The sequence below is a fragment of the uncultured Jannaschia sp. genome (assembly GCF_947494055.1).
In the GTDB taxonomy this organism is placed as follows: Bacteria; Pseudomonadota; Alphaproteobacteria; order Rhodobacterales; family Rhodobacteraceae; genus Jannaschia.
Genome location: NZ_CANLTR010000087.1, coordinates 1 through 5594, shown reverse-complemented (window position 1 = coordinate 5594; position 5594 = coordinate 1). Strand labels below are relative to the sequence as shown.

The 5594-nt window shown below is 66.3% G+C and carries 6 protein-coding genes; 1 reads left to right on the top strand and 5 read right to left on the bottom strand.

What is annotated here, in order from left to right:
• Window positions 1-98: 98 nt before the first annotated feature.
• From Q1A87_RS22740 to Q1A87_RS22720, 5 genes are all read right to left on the bottom strand, one after another.
• Window positions 99-1745 (bottom strand): acyl-CoA synthetase, encoded by a 1647-nt coding sequence (locus tag Q1A87_RS22740; RefSeq protein WP_299656926.1) that lies wholly within the window; start codon window positions 1743-1745, stop codon window positions 99-101.
• A gap of 4 nt (window positions 1746-1749) precedes the next feature.
• Window positions 1750-2541 carry an enoyl-CoA hydratase gene (locus Q1A87_RS22735; protein WP_299656923.1) on the bottom strand — a complete coding sequence of 264 codons (792 nt, stop codon included), beginning with the start codon at window positions 2539-2541 and terminating at the stop codon, window positions 1750-1752.
• Window positions 2538-3011 carry an OsmC family protein gene (locus Q1A87_RS22730; protein WP_299656920.1) on the bottom strand — a complete coding sequence of 158 codons (474 nt, stop codon included), beginning with the start codon at window positions 3009-3011 and terminating at the stop codon, window positions 2538-2540. Before Q1A87_RS22730 ends, Q1A87_RS22735 begins: the two co-directional genes overlap by 4 nt.
• 17 nt (window positions 3012-3028) lie before the next feature.
• Window positions 3029-4171 carry a glycine cleavage T C-terminal barrel domain-containing protein gene (locus tag Q1A87_RS22725; RefSeq protein ID WP_299656917.1) on the bottom strand — a complete coding sequence of 381 codons (1143 nt, stop codon included), beginning with the start codon at window positions 4169-4171 and terminating at the stop codon, window positions 3029-3031.
• Window positions 4172-4270: 99 nt separating this feature from the next.
• Complete coding sequence (locus Q1A87_RS22720) at window positions 4271-4804, bottom strand: Lrp/AsnC family transcriptional regulator (RefSeq protein WP_299656914.1); 534 nt, start codon at window positions 4802-4804, stop codon at window positions 4271-4273.
• Window positions 4805-5348: 544 nt separating this feature from the next.
• On the opposite strand from Q1A87_RS22720, the gene Q1A87_RS22715 reads away from it, so the two are divergent.
• The coding region (locus tag Q1A87_RS22715) for a hypothetical protein (RefSeq protein ID WP_299656912.1) at window positions 5349-5594 on the top strand (246 nt) is incomplete at its 3' end.

The following is a 5594-nucleotide window of genomic DNA, read 5'->3' as shown; positions in this document are numbered from 1 at the left end:
ATGACCGCTCCCTCCCGTGGATTACAGCAAACCCACCTTGGCACATCGATGCCGTCGGGGGGCGGTCACACCATCAAGGCCAGTGTAGTAGACCGAGACTATGCGAGATTGTCAGGCCCCAGGTTTCCAGCCCTTTCTCGCAGCACGAACTTCTGGACCTTGCCTGTCGATGTTCGGGGGACCGCGTCGAACACGAACCGGCCCGGAACCTTGTAGTGAGCGAGCCGTTCGCGGCACCACGCCCGCAGCGCGTCGGCATCCGCCTGTGCGCCGGGAACCAGTTCCACGAATGCGCAAGGGGTTTCGCCCCATCCCGGGTGGGGCATCGCCACCACAGCGCACACCGCAATGTCCGGATGACGGTAGAGGACCTCTTCCACCTCGATGGAGGAGATGTTCTCGCCTCCCGAGATGATGACGTCCTTGGACCGGTCACGAAGCTGGAGGTAGCCGTCGGGGTGAACTACGCCCAGATCGCCCGAATGGAACCACCCGCCGTCGAACGCCGCGCGTGTCGCCGCCTCGTTCCGGAAATACCCTTTCATCACGACGTTGCCGCGGAACATGACTTCGCCCATGGTCTTGCCGTCGCTCGGCACCGGCCGCATGGTCCCGGGGTCCATGACAGCGAGATCCTCGAGCGGCAGGTAGCGCACGCCCTGGCGTGCGTTGAGAGTGGCCTGCTCCGTCGAAGACAGATCGGACCAGTCCTCGTGCCATTCGTTCACGACGGCGGGACCATAGGTCTCCGTCAAACCGTAGAGGTGGGTGACCTCGAAGCCCGCTGCGCGCATTCGGGCAAGCAGCGTCTCGGGCGGCGGCGCGGCGGCGGTGCAGAAGCGCACCCGCCGCGTCAACGCGCGTCTTGCGCCTTCGGGCGCCGCGTCGATCAGCGACATCACGATGGGCGCGCCGCACAGATGGGTGACCCCGTCCTCGGCCAGCGCCCGCCAGATCGGGGCGTCGCGGACCTCACGAAGGCAGACATGGGTGCCAGCCACCACGGACAGCGTCCAGGGAAAGCACCAGCCGTTGCAGTGGAACATCGGCAGCGTCCACAGATAGACCGCGTGCTGCCCCATCGCCGTCGTGAGCGCGTTCGCCTGGGCCAACAGGTAGGCGCCGCGGTGGTGCGAAACGACGCCCTTCGGATTACCCGTCGTCCCGGAGGTGTAGTTGATCGAGATCGCGTCCCATTCGTCCCGGGGCATGGGCCAGTCGAACTCGGGATCGCCTGCGTCGAGCATCGCCTCGTAGTCGACAGCCGCAGCTTCGGGGCGCGGGCCGTCGAACTCCGCGTCGTCGCAGAGGACGAGGGGCGGACGTGCAGATGACAATGCCACCGCCTCGCGCGCGCGAGAGGCGAACTCGACATCCACGATCAGCAGCCGGGAGCAGGCATGATCGAGCTGGAAGGCGATGGCGGCGGCGTCGAGTCGGGTGTTGATGGAGTGCAGGACGGCCCCCGACATCGGCACGCCGTGATGGCATTCCAGCATCGCCGGCACGTTCGGCAGCAGCACCGAGACCGTGTTCCCCCGACCGATGCCGCGCGCCACGAGCGTCGAGGCAAGACGGCGCGAGCGCGCGTAGAACTCGGCGTAGGTTCGGCGGAGCGCGCCGTGGGCAATGGCTGTCCGATCCGGAAAGACTTCCGCCGCGCGTCTCAGGAACGTGAGCGGCGTCAGCGGCTGGTAATTCGCCGGGCATCGCTCCAGACCGGTGTCGTAGTCGCCCTGCGCCACGGGATCAGCGGTCCTGCCAGCGCGGCGCGCGCTTCGCGACGAAAGCGCCGATCCCCTCGCGCGCATCCTGCGCGAGCATGTTCTCGACCATGATTTCGGAGGCGAAGTGATAGGCCTCCGAAAGCGGCATCTCCCGCTGCCGGTAAAAGGCCGCCTTGCCCGTCGCGAGAGACATGGCCGATTTCGACGCGATCTCGTGCGCCAGCGCCATCGTTTCATCGCGCAGCGTCCCGGGCGTCGTGACGCGGTTGACGAGCCCGATCCGCTCGGATCTGCTTGCGGGGACCATGTCGCCCGTCAGCAGCATCTCCATCGCGTGCTTGGCGGCGACGTTGCGCGACAATGCGACCATCGGCGTCGAACAGAAGAGGCCGATATGTACGCCCGGCGTGCTGAAGCGTGCCGTCTCGGCGGCGACGGCGAGATCGCAGCTCGCCACGAGCTGGCAGCCCGCAGCGGTCGCGACGCCTGCGACTTCGGCGATCACCGGCTTCGGGCAGGCCACGATCGCCTGCATCACGGCCGCGCAGCGCGCCATCAGGTCGGCGAAGTAGGACCGGCCGTCATCCGGAGCGTCGCGCGCCGCCGTCAGTTCCTTCAGATCGTGCCCCGCGCAAAAGGTCGGGCCCTCGGCGGCCAAGACGACGACGCGCACCGCGGGATCGTCGGCGGCCCGCTCGAACGCGGCGCCGAGCGCATCGAGCATCGCTTCCGAGAGGGCGTTGCGCCGCGCGGGATCGCTCAGTGTCAGCCGCAGGATGCCGTCCTCGGTCTCGGTGTGCAGAATGTCGGTCACTGTCCGCCGCCCGGCCGAGCGGTGACGGCAATCTCGACGCTTTCCGAAAGCGTGTTGGCAATGAAGCAGTAGCGGTGCGCGCGGCCGTGCATCGTCGCCATCCCGGTCTCGTCGATCACAAAGCCCTCGTCGAAAGCGACGCTCGGATTGAGCTCGATGCGCGTGACCGACATGCAGCCTTTCGCGTTTCTGCCGAGATACGCCACGGCCCGATCGTCATAGCGCGCCACCGGCCAGCCGGCTTTGGCGCTCAGGGCGAGGAAAGTCATCATGTGGCAGCTCGACAAGAAAGCGGCGAGCGCCTGCTCCGGGTTGGTGTTGGCCGGATCGCCGCCCCATCCGGGCGCGGCGTCGCCGGACAGGACGTGGCCGGGGCCGAACCTCAGCACGTGGGCGTTCGAATAACCTTCAGGACGAAGCTCCGTCTCGCCCCGCTCCCAACTCAGCTCGATCGACAGATCGTCGGACATTCCGGCACCTCCTTGGCTCAGGCCGCCGCGAGGCGCTTCTTGGGGTCGTGGAACGGACGTTCCACCACCGTTGCCCGCGCCGGGCCAGACGGCAGCGCGATCTTGAGTTCCGTGCCGATTTCGGCCTCTGCGGAGGCAACCATGGCCAGCGCGATGTTCCGGCCCAGACGCGGCGAATGGACCGCCGAGGTGACCTTGCCGACCGTTTCGCCCTTGGCTTCGATCGGCCAGAACGTCGTGTTCGGTCCCGCCAGAGGCTCGGCCTCGATCACCAGCCCGACCTGCCTGCGCGACACGCCCGCATCGCGGATTTGGCGCAGCGCGGTCTTCCCAACGAACTCGGCCTCCATGTCGAGATCGACCAGCCGGTCGAGGCCCAGCTCGAACGGATTGGTCCCGATATCCATGTCTGCATGGTAGGACAGCATCCCGCCCTCGATCCGCCGGATCGTCGAGGTATGCCCCGCCGCGAGGCCGAAGGACGCCCCCGCCGCCATGATCCTCTCCCAGAGTTCGTCGCCCTGCGCGGCATCCTGGAGGTAGAGCTCGTAGCCGAGCTCGCTCGACCACCCGGTCCGCGACACCACGAGTGGAATGCCGTCGAGCTCCGTCTGGTGGAGCCGGTAGTAGCCCAGATCCATCATCGCGTCGCCGAAGAGTTTCCGCACGATGTCGCCGGAGCGCGGTCCCTGGAGTTGCAACGGCGAGACGTCAGGCTCGCGGATGGTCACGTCCATCCCCGAATGGATCGCCAGCCCCTGCGCCCAGAGCAGCACATCGCTGTCGGCAAGCGAGAGCCAGAACCGGTCCTCGGCCAGCCGCAGCAGCACCGGGTCGTTGACGATCCCGCCCTCGGCATTGGTGATCAGCACGTACTTGCATTGCCCGACCTGCATCGCGGACAGATTGCGGGGCGTCAGCATCTGGGTAAAGCAGGCGGCGTCCGGCCCGGCAATCTCGACCTGCCGCTCGACGGCCACGTCGCAAAGGATCGCGCGCTCGACGAGGTTCCAGAAGTTCGCCACCGGATCGCCGAAGTCGCGCGGGATATACATGTGGTTGTAGACCGAGAAGCCTTGCGCGCCCCATCGCAGCGTCGCGTCGAAAAAGGGCGACCGGCGGATCTGCGTGCCGAAACCGACTCCGTGCGTATCATTCATGCGTGACCATCCCCCTGCCAGTCGCCATCCCTGGCGATATCGATCAACTGAATCCTAACGCCGCTGGACCGCCGATGCGGTCCGAAAGTCGGACCGGAGTCAGTCCGGACGGTCCGTTCGCGCGCGGATGGCAGACCGTTCGGACTGGTCCCCGCTTTCGATCAGCCGCGACAGGGTAGGCCGTGCGCGCTTGACCTCGCGCGTGACGATGTAGGTAAAGTACCGCTCGACCCCGAGCTCGGCGGCCAGCATCGCATCCATCTCAAGTTGGAACGCGGCGAGATCCGGGCAGACGAAGGTCAGCACGTAGTCCATACCGCCACCGGTCGCGATGCAGTCCGTCACGGCGTCACAGTCGCGGACATATGCCTCGAAGCGGTCGAAGTCGGCCCGGCGGTGCCTTGCGAGCGACAGCGTCACCACGACCTGCGTCACGTCGGCGATCCGCGCGATGGCGATGTCGGCATGATAGCCACGCACCAGCCCGACGGCCTCCAGCCGCGCAAGCCGTGACCAAGCGGGCGTCGGCGAAAGGTTGACGATCCCGGCTAAGCGAGCCTTGCTCAGCCGTCCATGGCGTTGCAGTGCATCGAGGATGCGGATGTCGGTCGCGTCGAGACGGACCCGGCTCATCGCAAAGCTGCTGCTGCAAACGCTGTCGTCCGAGCTCTCGACATTGAAAACGCCCGTGATCGCCGAGGCGAAAGCTTGCTGTTCCAGGATGGATAGATCGAACCTCGCATCCTGTCATGTATCGTCCATGGTTCCGCTCGGTCCAGCCTAGACACTCCGTGAACCGATGCGGCTCGTGATGCCGAAGCGGTGCCGTTCGAAGCGTCTAGCATTCCGATTCAATACACCCTGCCCCCCGTCTCCAGATGCCGAAAGATACTGGCGCGAAGATCGACATCTCCATGCAAGCAGCGTGTGGTGAAGGCTCGATGCGCGCTGCCGGGGTTTCGGATCGGCCGGGTCAGTCGTCTCGGAGAAGTTCGCTCGCGCACGTGCGACACGTGTGCGTCAAGCAGCTTTACTGGAGGGCCGAGGTGAGGTCAGGCGCGGCTCGCGCTGCCCGTCGATGAGTGGGGTCCGGTGGGCAGACTGGACGAACTCACGGCAGGCGCGTTGGCCTCGCATCGAGGCTCTAGCAGGAGGCCGAAAACCAGGACCGTGGCTGATGAAGGTCGGCCCGCATCCGCTCTTCGAGCGGGACATCGTCGACATGGCCGAACACGTTCTTGCGGTAAGCGACGACGCTGCCGCCGTGGGCGGGCTGGTTCTTGAGGCGACAGAGCTGATCAAGGCGGTCATTGCGGAGCCCGGTCAAGGTACGACGCTCGACGGACTGATCTTCCCCCGGTCCGGTGGACGCCCTGATAGGGTCGAGGAGACCCGGATAGGAGTGTCTGATGACGGATCGAAA

What these genes read in the sequence shown, in the direction of transcription:
- Q1A87_RS22730 (WP_299656920.1), bottom strand. Translation starts at nt 3,011, where the DNA reads ATGTCCGACGATCTGTCGATCGAGCTGAGTTGGGAGCGGGGCGAGACG.
- Q1A87_RS22725 (WP_299656917.1), bottom strand. Translation starts at nt 4,171, where the DNA reads ATGAATGATACGCACGGAGTCGGTTTCGGCACGCAGATCCGCCGGTCG.
- Q1A87_RS22720 (WP_299656914.1), bottom strand. Translation starts at nt 4,804, where the DNA reads ATGAGCCGGGTCCGTCTCGACGCGACCGACATCCGCATCCTCGATGCA.